17 protein-coding genes are annotated in these 12,540 nt (G+C 59.9%); 6 read left to right on the top strand and 11 right to left on the bottom strand.

Annotated features, from left to right (window positions below):
* Positions 1-49: 49 nt before the first annotated feature.
* From Q669_RS16205 to Q669_RS16190, 4 genes are all read right to left on the bottom strand, one after another.
* Positions 50-346, bottom strand: a complete 297-nt coding sequence (locus Q669_RS16205) for a cell division protein ZapA (RefSeq protein ID WP_011786846.1) — start codon at positions 344-346, stop codon at positions 50-52.
* Entirely contained in the window at positions 346-552 is a 207-nt protein-coding gene (locus Q669_RS16200; protein WP_011786845.1) for a TIGR02449 family protein, read from the bottom strand. Before Q669_RS16200 ends, Q669_RS16205 begins: the two co-directional genes overlap by 1 nt.
* Positions 553-670: 118 nt before the next feature.
* Positions 671-1,948: an ABC transporter permease gene (locus Q669_RS16195; protein WP_022993088.1), complete on the bottom strand. Its 1,278-nt coding sequence runs from the start codon at positions 1,946-1,948 to the stop codon at positions 671-673.
* Complete coding sequence (locus Q669_RS16190; protein WP_022993087.1) at positions 1,945-2,658, bottom strand: ABC transporter ATP-binding protein; 714 nt, start codon at positions 2,656-2,658, stop codon at positions 1,945-1,947. Before Q669_RS16190 ends, Q669_RS16195 begins: the two co-directional genes overlap by 4 nt.
* Positions 2,659-2,727: 69 nt before the next feature.
* On the opposite strand from Q669_RS16190, the gene Q669_RS16185 reads away from it, so the two are divergent.
* The gene (locus Q669_RS16185) at positions 2,728-3,243 is read left to right on the top strand and encodes a DUF3299 domain-containing protein (RefSeq protein ID WP_036149924.1); all 516 of its coding nucleotides are present in this window, start codon (positions 2,728-2,730) and stop codon (positions 3,241-3,243) included.
* Positions 3,244-3,247: 4 nt separating this feature from the next.
* Here Q669_RS16185 and Q669_RS16180 read toward each other — a convergent pair whose 3' ends face one another.
* A complete protein-coding gene (locus tag Q669_RS16180) occupies positions 3,248-3,835 on the bottom strand; it encodes a ZrgA family zinc uptake protein (RefSeq protein ID WP_011786841.1) in 588 nt (195 codons plus the stop codon).
* Between the two features lie 184 nt (positions 3,836-4,019).
* Between Q669_RS16180 and Q669_RS16175 the strand changes: the two genes are divergently transcribed.
* The 5 genes from Q669_RS16175 (at position 4,020) to Q669_RS16155 (ending at position 9,462) form a co-directional block, all read left to right on the top strand.
* Positions 4,020-4,616, top strand: a complete 597-nt coding sequence (locus Q669_RS16175) for a UPF0149 family protein (RefSeq protein WP_011786840.1) — start codon at positions 4,020-4,022, stop codon at positions 4,614-4,616.
* A gap of 12 nt (positions 4,617-4,628) precedes the next feature.
* A complete protein-coding gene (pepP, locus tag Q669_RS16170; protein WP_022993085.1) occupies positions 4,629-5,948 on the top strand; it encodes a Xaa-Pro aminopeptidase in 1,320 nt (439 codons plus the stop codon).
* A 4-nt stretch (positions 5,949-5,952) separates the two neighbouring features.
* On the top strand, positions 5,953-7,239 hold the full coding sequence (ubiH, locus tag Q669_RS16165) for a 2-octaprenyl-6-methoxyphenyl hydroxylase (protein WP_022993084.1): 1,287 nt from the start codon (positions 5,953-5,955) through the stop codon (positions 7,237-7,239).
* The gene (locus Q669_RS16160) at positions 7,229-8,455 is read left to right on the top strand and encodes a UbiH/UbiF/VisC/COQ6 family ubiquinone biosynthesis hydroxylase (RefSeq protein ID WP_022993083.1); all 1,227 of its coding nucleotides are present in this window, start codon (positions 7,229-7,231) and stop codon (positions 8,453-8,455) included. The genes ubiH and Q669_RS16160 overlap by 11 nt, the downstream gene beginning before the upstream one ends.
* A 92-nt stretch (positions 8,456-8,547) precedes the next feature.
* Entirely contained in the window at positions 8,548-9,462 is a 915-nt protein-coding gene (locus Q669_RS16155; RefSeq protein ID WP_022993082.1) for a DUF808 domain-containing protein, read from the top strand.
* 21 nt (positions 9,463-9,483) lie between these two features.
* On the opposite strand, the gene Q669_RS16150 is transcribed toward Q669_RS16155, so the two are convergent.
* The 6 genes from Q669_RS16150 to hisI form a co-directional block, all read right to left on the bottom strand.
* On the bottom strand, positions 9,484-10,203 hold the full coding sequence (locus Q669_RS16150) for a 16S rRNA (uracil(1498)-N(3))-methyltransferase (RefSeq protein ID WP_022993081.1): 720 nt from the start codon (positions 10,201-10,203) through the stop codon (positions 9,484-9,486).
* Positions 10,203-10,985, bottom strand: a complete 783-nt coding sequence (gene tatC / locus Q669_RS16145; RefSeq protein ID WP_022993080.1) for a twin-arginine translocase subunit TatC — start codon at positions 10,983-10,985, stop codon at positions 10,203-10,205. Before tatC ends, Q669_RS16150 begins: the two co-directional genes overlap by 1 nt.
* The gene (tatB, locus tag Q669_RS16140) at positions 10,982-11,437 is read right to left on the bottom strand and encodes a Sec-independent protein translocase protein TatB (protein ID WP_022993079.1); all 456 of its coding nucleotides are present in this window, start codon (positions 11,435-11,437) and stop codon (positions 10,982-10,984) included. The genes tatC and tatB overlap by 4 nt, the downstream gene beginning before the upstream one ends.
* A gap of 11 nt (positions 11,438-11,448) precedes the next feature.
* Entirely contained in the window at positions 11,449-11,676 is a 228-nt protein-coding gene (tatA, locus tag Q669_RS16135; protein WP_014422690.1) for a Sec-independent protein translocase subunit TatA, read from the bottom strand.
* Between the two features lie 86 nt (positions 11,677-11,762).
* On the bottom strand, positions 11,763-12,092 hold the full coding sequence (locus Q669_RS16130; RefSeq protein ID WP_022993078.1) for a phosphoribosyl-ATP diphosphatase: 330 nt from the start codon (positions 12,090-12,092) through the stop codon (positions 11,763-11,765).
* A gap of 12 nt (positions 12,093-12,104) precedes the next feature.
* Positions 12,105-12,521 carry a phosphoribosyl-AMP cyclohydrolase gene (hisI, locus tag Q669_RS16125; RefSeq protein ID WP_022993077.1) on the bottom strand — a complete coding sequence of 139 codons (417 nt, stop codon included), beginning with the start codon at positions 12,519-12,521 and terminating at the stop codon, positions 12,105-12,107.
* Positions 12,522-12,540: the final 19 nt, after the last annotated feature.

The following is a 12,540-nucleotide window of genomic DNA, read 5'->3' as shown; positions in this document are numbered from 1 at the left end:
CGGGCAGGGCCGGGGAGGATTGCAACCCCGTTTCCGGATTCTTTCCGGATCAGTTGCCCGAAGGCTCTCCCAGTGCTTCATCAAGCCGGTTATCCATGGCACGCAGGATGCTGCTGGTGGCGTCCGACATGGTGTCGCGCTCCAGCAGTTCATGGGTGATGTTCAGGGCGGCCATTACGGCAATGCGCTCGGTACCGAATACCTTGCCGCTGGAGCGGATTTCACGCATTTTGGTGTCCAGATGCCGGGCCGCACGCAGCAGGGCTTCCTGCTCTTCCTGCGGACAGGCCACCAGGTATTCCTTGTCGAGAATCCTGACTTCCACGGTGGTTGGGGTCTGTGACATCAGTGGTGCTCCAGTGCCCGAAGACGGCCGATCATGGCTTCAATCTTGTTTTTGGCAAGATCGTTTTTGTGCATTAGCTGGGCCCGTTCCCGGTTCCAGTCGTCCTGCAGCTCCCTTAGCAGGGCGTTGTCTTTCTCCAGCTTGTCGCAGCGCTCGATCAGCTTGTCCAGCTTGTCCGCTAATGCCTGTACTTCGGACTGTTCCATGACCTGCCCAACATCGGTGATTTTGATGAGAGTTACTATAAGTGCGCGCGCCAGACCGGTCAATTTACCGCATTGTCATGGCGTGCCCGCCGTGAGGCCTGTCACCTTTTGCGTCAGTTCAGCTGGAATCCTGTGCCCCGAACCCCTGTTGTCGGCCTGCTCGCCAGGTGTTCAGTGCGGGCAGGGCGGACACTGCCAACGCAGAGAGCGGCACTGCCATCAGTAACAGCCACTCCTCCCGGGCCAGCGGCCGAAGCCGGATTTGCAGTCCGTAGTGTTCCAGTAGCCAGGGGCTGAGGCCGGCGATGGCGGCAGCGCCGAGCAGCAGGGCGAACAGGCAACTGGCCAGGGCAAGCCCGACGCACTCCAAGCTGTACAGGCCGGCAATCAGCCCCGGTGAAGCTCCGGTCGCTCGCAAAACGGCAATCTCCCGTTGCCGCTGGGCTTGCAGGGTGAGCAAAACCGCAATCAGTCCCACCAGGCTGGTGATCACGACAAAGCCGCTGATGCCCAGCAGGGCTTTTTCAAATTGCCCCATCATCCGCCAGAGCTCGCTCAGGGCCACACCCGGCAGGATGGCCGACAGAGGTTCCTCGCGGGCCTGGTTCAGCTCCCGTTGAACCTGGAAGGTGAGGATCGGGCGGTCCAGGCCAATGAACACGGCGGTGATGGTGTCCGGTGTGTAGTCCCGGTTGCGTGCCTGGTCGGCCGACAGGGTCCGGCCCGGGATGGCCACGCCGGATTCCCAGCCCACATGCATGGCTTCCATGGCTTCAAGGCTGATGTAAACCGCCTGGTCGACGGGCGTGCCGGTTGGCGCGAGAATGCCGGATACCCTGAATGGCAGGTCCTTGTGATTCGAGAAGCTGGTGCGGCCACCGCCATGGGAAAGGACCAGGTCGTCGTTCAGTTTATGGTCAAGCTGCCGTGCCACGCCGGCGCCGATCACCACGTCAAACAGGTCAGAAAACCAGTCTCCGCTCGCCAGTGTCAGCGGTTGGTCGTTGCCATAGCGGAAGCGGGCCAGGAACTGCTCGTTGGTGCTGACAACCCGAAAGCCGCGGTAGCTGTCGCCCAGGGAAATAGGTATAAGCCAGTCGATGCGGCTGTCCTCAGTCATGGACTGATAGGTGGACCAGCGAATGTTGTTGGTGGCATCACCGATGTGGAACACCGTGTAAAGCAGCAGATTCAGTTGGCCACTGCGGGCCCCTACGATAAGGTCGGTGCCGCTGATGGTGCTGGTGAATGACTGTCGGATTTCTGTGCGCAGGTACTGGATGCCAAGCAGCAGGGTTACGCTCAGGGTCAGGGTCAGGCAAACGAGGGCCAGTACACGGCGCCGGTACCACAGGCTGGCGGCGGACAGGAAGATGGTGAGCTTGAGCTTGTTCATGGCGCCACCTCCAGGGCCATGCGATGATGAAAGTGCCCGGCCAGTGACTGATCATGGCTGACAAATACAACCGAGCTGTTACTGCGCTCGGCCAGCGTTAGCAGTAGTTCAAGAAAGCGGTCCCGGTTGTCGCTATCCAGCGCGGACGTGGGCTCATCTGCAAGAATGATCTCCGGAGCACCGATCAGCGCGCGGGCGGCAGCCACCCTCTGCTGCTGGCCGATCGATAGCCGGGTCACTCCCTGGTGCCAGTGGCTTTGCGGAATGCCCAGTTGTGTCAGCAGGTGTTGGGCAGCTTCGGTGGCGGAGGGTAACGCGCGCGAATGGCGCAGATTTGATAGCCGGCAAGGCAAAAGTGCATTGGCCATAGCGCTCAGATAGGGCACCAGGTTGAACTGCTGGAAGATGACGCCCATATGATCGGCGCGCAGTCGATCCCGGGTGCCGGCCTTCATGGTGGTCAGTTCCTGATTCAGCAGCTGAAGGCTGCCACGGCTGGGCGTGTGCATGCCTGCGAGCAGTCCCAACAGCGTACTTTTACCAGTACCACTGGGGCCGTGCAGGAACAGGTGTTCACCGCGTGTCAGCTGAATATCGGGGAAGGCCAGTTCCCGAGCCTGGTTTTGCCATCGGAAGTGCAGATTCCGGGTTCGGATGGCCAGAGTGTCCGGGCGGGAACTGTCCGGCGGTTGTCGTGTCTCGCTGTTCATATCCGTATCGTGCTCGCCGTTGTATGATGGCGCCGGTTGCTGATCTGGTTTTTTGGAGAATCCGTGTTGATGTTCACTGATGTTCTGTTCCGCAAGTCGCTTGCCTGCCTTGGACTGGGCTTGTTGTTATTGGTTTCCCTGGCGGTCCGTGCCGAGCCCCGGGAGATCGACTGGCTTGAGTTAATGCCTGCGGAAGATCTGGCGCTGCTCGAGACTATGCCGGAAATCGAACATGAGGGCGATGGCCCGCCCCTGTTGCCGGACGAAATCATGACCGGGCGGGTGGTTCCGGAAATGGGCAACGTCGAGGGCCGGATTCCGGGCTTCGTGGTACCGCTGAAAACCACGGAGGATATGCGCATTCTCGAGTTCTTCCTGGTGCCCTACTACGGCGCCTGCATCCATGTGCCACCACCACCCCCAAACCAGATCATCCACGTAAAATACCATGAAGGGTTTACCCTGGAGGCTCTATACGACCCTGTCTGGATCGAGGGGGAACTGGTGATTGAGCGAACCGAGAATGATCTCGGCACCTCCTCCTATTCCATAGTGGCGCAGTCGGTAGAACCTTACACCGAGTAACGGGTCAGCGGCCAACCCGGAATTGCTGGTCGCCGGCTTCCAGTCTTGTGGCGCCCTGGCCTTCAGGGCCGATCCACTGAACATCCAGGTGTTCCAGTGCCGGAAAGTGCTTCACCAGCGGTGTGGTCAGTGTCTGGTGTTCGGCAAGTCCGTCGCAGGTCAGTGATTGGGTAATCTCGATATCGCTGTGGTTGTTTGCTTGCCCGTGATCGTGATCGTGATCGTGGTCATGGTGTTCGTGCGCATGGTCACTGTGATGACGGGTCGCCTCGGGCCACGAGCTGTGAAAGCTGGCATCTTCCACGTTGCAGTTGCCATCCTCAGTGTTAATCAGAGGGGTCGACATCAGCCACTGCTCCAGATCCGCCAGTTGCTGATGCTGTTGCTCTGTGCGTGGCTCGTGCTCGAAGCCAAGCAGATTGTATGCGGGTGAGCGAACAAAGACATCGGCGGTGTTGGCGTCTATGGCTACCTGGAGTTCCGCGTGGCCATGTTGATGGGCGCTGGGGTTGTTGGCCGCGCCCGCGGTCAGCGGAGCCAGTACGGCGCTTGCCAGTGCCACGGTCATGAGAGGCATAACGTTTCTGCGCATCGGGTCATCCTGTCCATATTTGATATGTTATAACATTTTTGTCTGGTGTGAAGATAAAAGCAACCCCGTGTGCCCGGGTATTCGTGCCAGGATTTCCCCAGAATGCTAGGATACGGTATTCGTCGGGGCACCGCCCCAGCGCGTATCTGAACGTACACCACCGATTTAAGGAAACGGCAGCTTCATGTCCGAAACCGATACCTCCGCCGCCCGTGCGGCTGAATTTGAACGCTGGGCCAACGTGTTTACCGCACACAAGGCGTTCAGCCACCCCTCTGAGCTGCACGGTGTGCTCTGTGGCCGGCTGGCGGCAGGCTCCCGTATTGACGAGCCCGAGTGGCTGGCCATGGTTTGCGAACACATGGGGCTGGCTGATGAAGCGGCTGAAGAGTCGGATGACCTCGCCCCCTTTATGAACAGCGCCTACGGCAAAACGCTCAAGCAATTGCAGTCCACCGACATGAGTTTTCAGCCGTTATTGCCAGATGACGACTATGCCATCGAACAACGACTGGAAGCCCTGGTGGCCTGGGTTCGAGGATTTCTGGAAGGCATGGCGCTGGCGGCGGGCGCTTCCCTTGGCCAGGCTCCGGATGAGATCCGGGAGCTGATCGAGGATATGGTGGCCATCAGCCAGCTGTCGGAGGACGAAGAATCCGACGACGAAAGTGAACAGCAACTGCTTGAAATTACCGAGTACGTGCGCCTTGGCGCGCTGGCGGTGTTCACCGAGTTCAACGAGCCGGAGAAGCCGGCAGGCGATTCGCCCACCCTGCACTGATCAGGAGCTATCATGGCTGTGACCATTCCCGTGAAAGAGTTTGCCGAGCGCCGTCGCAAGTTGATGGACCGGATGGCCCCGGACAGCATCGCCATTCTGCCAGCGGCGCCGGAGCGGGTGCGTAACCGCGATGTGTTGCACCCGTTTCGTCAGGACAGCGATTTTCAGTATCTGACCGGCTTCGGCGAGCCCGAAGCGGTGTTGGCCCTGATTCCAGGCCGCGAGCACGGTGAGGCGGTGCTGTTCTGCAAGGAGCGGAACCCGGAGAAAGAGCTCTGGGATGGCTTTCTGGTGGGCCCTGAGGGCGCCATCGAACTTTACGGCTTCGACGATGCTTTCCCCATTGCAGATATCGACGATATTCTGCCCGGCATGATTGAAGGCCGCAGCCGGGTCTACTATCCGCTGGGCAAGGATCCGGCATTCGATAACCGGGTGATGGACTGGCTCAAGGTGATTCGCAGCAAGGTTCGTTCCGGAGCGCACCCCCCTGGGGAACTGGTGGCGCTGGAGCACCTGCTGCATGATATGCGGCTGTACAAGAGTGCTGCCGAAATCAAGGTGATGGCAAAGGCCGGCCAGATCAGTGCCGAGGCCCACTGCCGGGCCATGAAGCGGGCTCGTCAGGGCGGGTATGAGTACAATCTTGAAGCTGAACTGATTCATACCTTTATGGAACATGGTGCGCGCTCTACCGCTTATCCCTCCATCGTAGGTGGTGGTGCCAACGGCTGCATCCTGCACTACATCGAAAATGCGGCACCGCTGAAAGACGGCGACCTGGTACTGATAGACGCGGGTTGTGAGCTGGAATGCTACGCCTCGGACATCACCCGCACCTTCCCGGTCAGTGGCAAGTTCAGCCCGGAACAGAAGGCGCTTTACGAAGTGGTGTTGGCGGCCCAGTACGCGGCGATCGATGCGGTGAAGCCGGACAATCACTGGAACCAGCCCCATGAAGCGGCTCTGAGGGTGCTGACCCAGGGCCTGATCGATCTGGGCCTGCTCGCAGGCACGCTGGACGATGCTCTGGCCAACGAATCCTACAAACCTTTCTTTATGCACCGCACTGGCCACTGGCTGGGGCTGGATGTCCATGATGTTGGCGATTACAAGGTGGGCGATGCCTGGCGGGTACTGGAACCGGGGATGGCGTTGACCGTTGAGCCAGGGCTGTATATTGCGCCCGACAATACCGACGTAGAGCCGCGCTGGCGGGGTATTGGCATCCGTATTGAAGACGATGTGGTGGTCACCAAAGAGGGTTGCCGAAACCTGACCGAGGGCGTGCCGAAGACCATTGCCGATATTGAAGCTCTGATGGCGGACTGATTCAGTGAATACCGAGCGCGTGGATACTGACCTGATCATTGCCGGTGGCGGCCTGGCCGGGGCCACTCTGGCCCTGGCCCTGGCGCGCCTGGTGCCGGAACTGAAGGTAACGGTAGTTGAGGCGTTTCCGCTGTCACCAGAGGCGTTGCCGGAGGATTACCAGCCCAGCTATGACAGCCGGTCGACGGCACTGGCCTGGGGCTCCCGCCTGATCTTTGATCAGTTGGGGCTGTGGCGGCAGTTGTCTGAGCACGCCACCCCGATCCGCCACATTCATGTCTCTGACCGGGGTCGTTTTGGCGCTACCCGTCTGCATGCCAACGAACACGGTCAGGATGCCCTGGGTTATGTGGCAGACAACCGCTGGATGGGCCTGTGTCTGATGCGGGCTTTGCTGGACACCAGGGTAAGTTGGCAGGCGCCGGCTCAGGTGGAAGGCATGAAGCCCGTGGCTGGCGGTGTCCGGGTGGCCATCCGAAAGGATGGTGCACAGAAGGAGCTGACCGCGCGTTGTCTGGTGATCGCCGATGGCGGGCGTTCCGGGCTGCGGGAGAAGCTGGGCTTTGTAACCCGCACCGAAGCCTATGGTCAGAACGCGCTGATAGCCAATGTCTCCACCAGCGACAGCCATCAGTTTACGGCTTATGAACGTTTTACTGAGGCCGGTCCCATGGCTTTGCTGCCCCATGGTTCCCCGAAGCGGCCGGGGCATCAATCGGCCCTGGTCTGGACCCTGGAAAACGAGGCTCTGGACGAGATCCTGTCACTGTCGGATGAACAGAAATGCCAGAAACTGCAGGAACGGTTCGGTTGGCGCCTTGGGCGTTTTACCCACATTGGCCAGTGCCATCATTATCCCCTGAACCTGACTACGGTAGATGAACCCGCCCGCCCGGGGGTTGTGCTGGTTGGTAATGCCGCTCATGCCCTGCACCCGGTGGCTGGCCAGGGCTTTAACCTGGCACTCAGAGGATTGATGACCCTGGTGGAACAGTTTCGTCGGGCGGTTGATGAAGGGATTTCTATTGGTGAACTTTCGGTACTGGGGCGTTACCAACAACTGCATCGGCAGGACTGGCAGCAGACGGTGCAGTTCTCCGATTCCCTGATCCGGATATTTGGGCAGCCGCTGGCGCCCGTTGCCGCCGCCCGGGATGCAGGGCTGGTGGGGCTGGATCTGTTGCCGGGGGCCAAACGCTGGTTCGCTCGCAAAGCCATGGGCACCGGTGGGCGCAAGCCGCTGGTAGGTTCCGGAGTGTCATCTTTCGAGGCGGAAAAACATGACAGGTGAGTCGGTGGGTGCGGCGTGTTTTGACATTCTGGTGGTTGGTGGCGGAATGGTCGGCTCGGCCCTGGCTCTGGGGTTGTCGCGGCAAGGCTGGAATACCGGGCTGGTGGAAGGAGCCCGGGTTCAGGATCTGTTGGCCCCGGGAGCGACCGCCAGCCATACCGATGACTTCGAGCCCCGGGTCAGCGCCATCTCCCTGGCCAGTGAGCAGCTGCTGGAGCGTCTAGGGGCCTGGCGCCATGTCCAGGCCGGCAGGCATTGCGGCTATCGTGGCATGACGGTCTGGGATGCCGACGGCACCGGTCGAATTCACTTCGATGCGGCTGAACTTCATGCTGATACCCTGGGTACCATTGTTGAGAACCGGTCGATTGTCCGCGCTTTGTTTACCGAGCTGGCGGACAGTAACGTTACGGTGATTGATGGTGTGCGTGTGCAGGGCTGGAGTGCCGGAGCCGGAATCCAGTTGGACGATGGCCGAATGCAGTCCGCCAAACTGGTGGTCGGGGCCGATGGTGCCCAGTCGCGGCTGCGCCAGTGGTCGGGACTGGCTACCCGGGAATGGGATTACGATCAGCAAGCGATTGTGTGCACCGTCCGTACCCGGCAGCCGCACCAGTACACTGCGTGGCAGCGTTTTTCGCCCACCGGGCCGCTGGCGTTTTTGCCGTTGTTGACGGAGTCTGGAGACGAGCACTATTGCTCTATCGTCTGGTCACAGGATACGGCCGAAGCCCGCCGCCTGATGGCGTTGGAGACCGAGCAATTCCGGTTGGAGCTGGAGCGGGCGATTGAGCAGCAGCTCGGGGTTATCGAATCCGTTTCGCGCCGCTTTGCGTTTCCGCTGCGTCAGCGTCATGCCAAGGAGTATGTTGCCGACGGCCTGGCACTGGTGGGCGATGCTGCCCACACCATTCACCCGCTTGCCGGCCAGGGTGCAAACCTCGGCTATGGCGATGTGTCGGCCCTCCTGGCCGAGCTGGGACGGGCCAAAGAACTGGCACTTTCGCCGGCAGACCAGACCGTATTGGCTCGTTATCAGCGCCGCCGTAAAGGCGAGAACCTGGCGATGATGGCGGCCATGGAGGGCTTCAAGCAGTTGTTTGCCCGGGATGAGCTGGCCATCCGGTGGTTGCGCAATACCGGTATGCGCTGGCTGGACAACCTGGCGCCGCTGAAGAACCGCATTGCCGCCGAGGCTATGGGTATAAAACGCTAACGGTTGTCCATTCTGAGTCGCCGGAACTGTTTTCCGGCGGCCTGTTTTCGTAAACTCCTCGCCTTCGTGTTCAATTTGCAAAGGAACTGTCTATGGCCGGCTCCAGCCTGCTCGTATTACTTGATGACATTGCTGCCGTACTGGATGACGTGGCGGTGATGACCAAAGCTGCTACCAAGAAAACCGCCGGTGTGCTGGGCGATGACCTGGCGTTGAATGCGCAGCAGGTCACCGGTGTTCGACCTGCCCGGGAAATCCCGGTGGTGTGGGCGGTCGCCAAGGGTTCGCTTATTAACAAGGCCATTCTGGTGCCGGCGGCACTGGCCATCAGCTTTTTTGTACCCTGGCTCATTACCCCGCTGTTGATGCTCGGTGGTGCCTTCCTGTGCTTTGAGGGGGCCGAGAAGCTGGTTCACAAGTTCCTGCACAAAGAGCAGGAAGAAAAGCACCGGCAAGAGCTGCGGGACGCTCTGAAAAAGCCGGAGGTGGACCTTAAAGCGGTTGAGAAAGACAAGATCAAGGGCGCTGTCAGGACCGACTTTATTCTCTCCGCCGAAATCATCGCCATCACGTTAGGAACCGTGGCCGACAAGAGCTTCGGAATGCAGTTTGCGGTGCTGACCGTCGTGGCGTTGATGGTGACCGTCGGTGTGTATGGGCTGGTGGCGGGTATTGTGAAGCTGGACGACGCCGGCCTTTACCTGAGCCAGAAAGCCGGTGCCTTCGCCCAGAAGCTGGGGCAGGGCATTCTGTGGCTGGCGCCCTGGATGATGAAAGCCCTGTCGGTACTGGGCACCATTGCAATGTTCCTGGTGGGCGGAGGTATTCTGACCCATGGTATACCGGCGGTGTACGGGGCCATTCACCATGTGGCCGGAATGATTTCTTCAGTGCCGGAAGTGCTGGTCACCACGGTCGGGGATGGCCTGTTTGGCCTGCTGGCCGGTGCTATTCTGGTTCTTGTTATTACGCCCGTTGCGAAGCTTTGGGAGCGCCGGGTGGCGTAATCCGTGGCGGGGCCGGCCCGTTCACAGGCAGGCGTCAAACAGCCGGCTGATCAGCACTGGCACAGCGGTTTCAACCCGAAGAATTCTCGGGCCCAGATGCACGCTCCGGCAGCCGGCCTCCTCCAGCTTTCCGACTTCGTAATCGGTAAAGCCCCCTTCCGGACCAATGCACAGGGCAGCCGGCTCATTGAGGTGGGTGGGGCAGGGGGCCGCCATGCCCGGATGCGCCACCAGTGCCTGTTTGCCACCTAGCAGTGTCGGTAGTTCATCCTCCACAAAGGGTTTGAACAGCTTGCGGATATGGACCTGAGGCATCAACGTGTCTTTGGCCTGTTCAAGGCCGAGGGCCAGGTTCTCTCTCAGATGATCCTCGGTGAGCCAGGGCGTTTGCCAGAAACTCTTTTCCACCTTGTAGCTGTTGATCAGCCAAAGATCCTTCACACCCAGAGAAGCGCAGGTCTGCAGTACCCGCCGGAACATCTTGGGCCGGGGCATAGCCAGTATCAGCGTGAGCGGTAAGGGGGCAGGGGGTTGCTGATCCAGGGTTACCAGCAATTCGGCCTCGGTCTCTGTCATTGACAGCACTTCACCATGGCCCATCAGGCCGTTTACCCGGCCAGCCGGTATGCGATGGCCGGTGTCGGCTTTAAGCACCGTTTTCAGGTGCTCCAGCCGACGGCCGCGGAGACGCACCCGGTCCGGGGCGACGAAGTCTTCCTCAAACAGCAGGGCCAGATTCATCAGGCTTCGGGCTCTTCTCCGTCGGCCTCTTCCCGTTCCCGGTAGGCAAGGCGACCAAAGATGATGCCGAACTCGAACAGAATCCACATGGGCACGGCCAGGAGCGTCTGGGAGATGATATCTGGTGGGGTCAGCAGCATGCCGATGATGAAACAGGCCACGACCACATAGGGGCGCTTGGCGGCCAGGTCTTGCGGCGTGGTGGCGCCGGTCAGAATCAGCAGTACCGTCGCAATGGGGATTTCAAACGCAATACCGAAGGCAAAAAACATCTTGAGCACGAAGTTCAGATAACTGCTGATGTCAGGCAGTTCGACAATGCCCTCCGGGCCGATGGCGGTAAAGAAACCGAACACCAGCGGAAAGACCACGAAATAGGCGAAAGCCGCGCCAGCGTAGAACAACAGCACGGAAGTAAACAACAGCGGGAAGGCCAGGCGCTTTTCATGGGCATAGAGCCCGGGCGCCACAAAACTCCAGAGCTGGTAGAGAATGATCGGAATGGCGACAAATACCGCCAGAACCAGCGCCAGCTTCAGGGGCGCAAAGAACGGCGAGGTGATGTCGGTGGCGATCATGGTCTGGCCGACCGGCAAAAGTTCGCGCAACGGCTGGGATAACAGCAGGTAGAGCTCGTTGGCAAACGGATAGATGACGGCGAAACAGATAATCACCGCCAGCACCATTTTCAGTAGCCGGTTGCGTAGCTCGAGCAAATGCTCGATCAGGGGCATTTCCTGCTGTTCAGCCGATGTCTGCTGGCCGTCTTGGGTGGCGCTCATGAATGCTTGTCCGAGGGGCTGGTCGGTGAGAATTCACTGGGTTGATCGCTGGCCGCCGTCTCATCCCTGACGGGTTCATGCGGAGGTTCGGGCTGTTCGCCCGCCTCCGGAGAGGGGGGCGTGACCCGCCGGGTTGCCGGTGCCGGCCTGGGCTTGCGGGTCTGATCGTCCGGCAGGATCATGTGCTCGTACTTTTTCGCCTCATCCAGGGCGCCGCGCACGGTCTTCTCCACATCGTCCAGGCCCACATCACCCGCCTTGCGCAGCTCCTCCCGGAGTTCTTCCGCCTTCAACTGCCGGTCCAGCTCACTGGTGAACTGGCTGACCATGCGCCGGGCGCCACCGATCCAGCGGCCAGCCGCCCGCGCCGCCGTCGGCAAACGCTCCGGGCCGAGCACGAGCAATGCAATCACGCCGCAGATCAGCAGCTCTAGAAAGCCGATGTCGAACATTCAGGGGGTGCTCAGCCTTGCTTTTCTTTGGGCTTGTCTTCCGCCTGGGCTTGTTGCTCGGCGTTCTGTTTTTCCAGCGGTTGCTGTTCGGCGTTCTTCTCTTCCTCGTCGTTCATGGATTTTTTGAATCCACGGATGGCGCCGCCGAGATCGCTGCCGATGTTTCGGAGTTTCTTGGTTCCGAATAACAGGATGACGATGCCAAGTACGATAAGAAGTTGCCAGATGCTGATACCCATGAGGGTTCCTCGTTCAAATGTTGCTGTTGCATGACATTGTACGCCAACCGCTACCCCTTGCGGAAATACCCCTTGGGGGTACTCCTTTACGGATTCCGGGAGGCTTTTTCTTCCAGGCCTGACAGGTCGAAGCGGCTGGCCAGTTCATCCAGAATATCTTTCGGGCCCAGGCCTAACCGTGACAGCATCACCAGGCTGTGAAACCAGAGGTCGGCCGTCTCGTACACCAGGTCCCGGGTTTCGCCGGAATGCTCTGCATCCTTGGCAGCGAGCAGCGTCTCGGTGCACTCTTCGCCCACCTTCTCCAGAATCTTGTTCAGCCCCTTGGCATGCAGGCTGGCGACGTAGGATGTGTCGGGATCCGCGTCTTTGCGGGCTTCCAGTACCTGTGCCAGTCGTTCCAGTACATCACTCACGGTGTCTGCTCCTCAGTTGCTGCCGTAGATGGTATTCGGGTCTTTGAGAACCGGATCGGCGCTCACCCACTGACCATCTTTCAGGGTTCGGTAAAAACAGCTTCGCCGGCCAGTATGGCAGGCAATGCCGCCTTTTTGTTCCACTTTCAGCAGCACCACATCGGCATCGCAATCGAGCCTGATATCCCGGAGCACCTGCTGGTGCCCGGAGCTCTCGCCCTTGCGCCAGAGTTTGCCACGGGAACGGGACCAGTACACCGCCTGTCCTTCCTCAACCGTGAGCCGGAGAGCTTCCCGGTTCATCCAGGCCATCATCAGGATATCGCCATTATTGGCGTCCTGGGCAATGGCCGGCACCAGACCGTCTTCTGTCCATTGGATCTCGTCGAGCCAGTCAGGCTGTACGACGTTAGCGGGAGAATCTTGCATTTTTATGAATCCTGAATCT

Origin of the sequence: Marinobacter sp. C1S70, assembly GCF_000475355.1 — a bacterium.
In the GTDB taxonomy this organism is placed as follows: domain Bacteria; phylum Pseudomonadota; class Gammaproteobacteria; order Pseudomonadales; family Oleiphilaceae; genus Marinobacter; species Marinobacter nauticus.
This window is presented reverse-complemented; position numbering and strand designations above follow the sequence as displayed.

Excerpts from the sequence above, each read along its gene's own strand:
- tatB (WP_022993079.1), bottom strand. The coding sequence starts at position 11,437 with ATGTTCGACATCGGCTTTCTAGAGCTGCTGATCTGCGGCGTGATTGCA.
- pepP (WP_022993085.1), top strand. The coding sequence starts at position 4,629 with ATGGCTGTGACCATTCCCGTGAAAGAGTTTGCCGAGCGCCGTCGCAAG.
- Q669_RS16195 (WP_022993088.1), bottom strand. The coding sequence starts at position 1,948 with ATGAACAAGCTCAAGCTCACCATCTTCCTGTCCGCCGCCAGCCTGTGG.
- tatC (WP_022993080.1), bottom strand. The coding sequence starts at position 10,985 with ATGAGCGCCACCCAAGACGGCCAGCAGACATCGGCTGAACAGCAGGAA.
- Q669_RS16200 (WP_011786845.1), bottom strand. The coding sequence starts at position 552 with ATGGAACAGTCCGAAGTACAGGCATTAGCGGACAAGCTGGACAAGCTG.
- Q669_RS16150 (WP_022993081.1), bottom strand. The coding sequence starts at position 10,203 with ATGAATCTGGCCCTGCTGTTTGAGGAAGACTTCGTCGCCCCGGACCGG.
- Q669_RS16155 (WP_022993082.1), top strand. The coding sequence starts at position 8,548 with ATGGCCGGCTCCAGCCTGCTCGTATTACTTGATGACATTGCTGCCGTA.
- tatA (WP_014422690.1), bottom strand. The coding sequence starts at position 11,676 with ATGGGTATCAGCATCTGGCAACTTCTTATCGTACTTGGCATCGTCATC.
- hisI (WP_022993077.1), bottom strand. The coding sequence starts at position 12,521 with ATGCAAGATTCTCCCGCTAACGTCGTACAGCCTGACTGGCTCGACGAG.
- Q669_RS16160 (WP_022993083.1), top strand. The coding sequence starts at position 7,229 with ATGACAGGTGAGTCGGTGGGTGCGGCGTGTTTTGACATTCTGGTGGTT.
- Q669_RS16185 (WP_036149924.1), top strand. The coding sequence starts at position 2,728 with ATGTTCACTGATGTTCTGTTCCGCAAGTCGCTTGCCTGCCTTGGACTG.
- Q669_RS16180 (WP_011786841.1), bottom strand. The coding sequence starts at position 3,835 with ATGCGCAGAAACGTTATGCCTCTCATGACCGTGGCACTGGCAAGCGCC.
- Q669_RS16205 (WP_011786846.1), bottom strand. The coding sequence starts at position 346 with ATGTCACAGACCCCAACCACCGTGGAAGTCAGGATTCTCGACAAGGAA.
- Q669_RS16175 (WP_011786840.1), top strand. The coding sequence starts at position 4,020 with ATGTCCGAAACCGATACCTCCGCCGCCCGTGCGGCTGAATTTGAACGC.
- Q669_RS16190 (WP_022993087.1), bottom strand. The coding sequence starts at position 2,658 with ATGAACAGCGAGACACGACAACCGCCGGACAGTTCCCGCCCGGACACT.